This is a genomic window from Vibrio sp. OPT41 (assembly GCF_015163595.1).
In the GTDB taxonomy this organism is placed as follows: Bacteria; Pseudomonadota; Gammaproteobacteria; order Enterobacterales; family Vibrionaceae; genus Vibrio; species Vibrio alginolyticus.
This window is the reverse complement of the sequence record NZ_JADDYH010000103.1, coordinates 1-214: the sequence shown is the minus strand read 5'-3', so window position 1 is coordinate 214 and position 214 is coordinate 1. Positions and strand designations below refer to the sequence as shown.

Here is a 214-nt window from a genome sequence, read left to right as displayed (position 1 = left end):
GGAATATTGCACAATGGGCGCAAGCCTGATGCAGCCATGCCGCGTGTGTGAAGAAGGCCTTCGGGTTGTAAAGCACTTTCAGTCGTGAGGAAGGTGGTAGTGTTAATAGCACTATCATTTGACGTTAGCGACAGAAGAAGCACCGGCTAACTCCGTGCCAGCAGCCGCGGTAATACGGAGGGTGCGAGCGTTAATCGGAATTACTGGGCGTAAA

1 rRNA gene is annotated in these 214 nt (G+C 52.3%); it reads left to right on the top strand.

Features of this window, described 5'->3' with window-relative positions:
* Positions 1-214, top strand: a 16S ribosomal RNA gene (locus tag IQP38_RS26075); the annotation flags it as partial.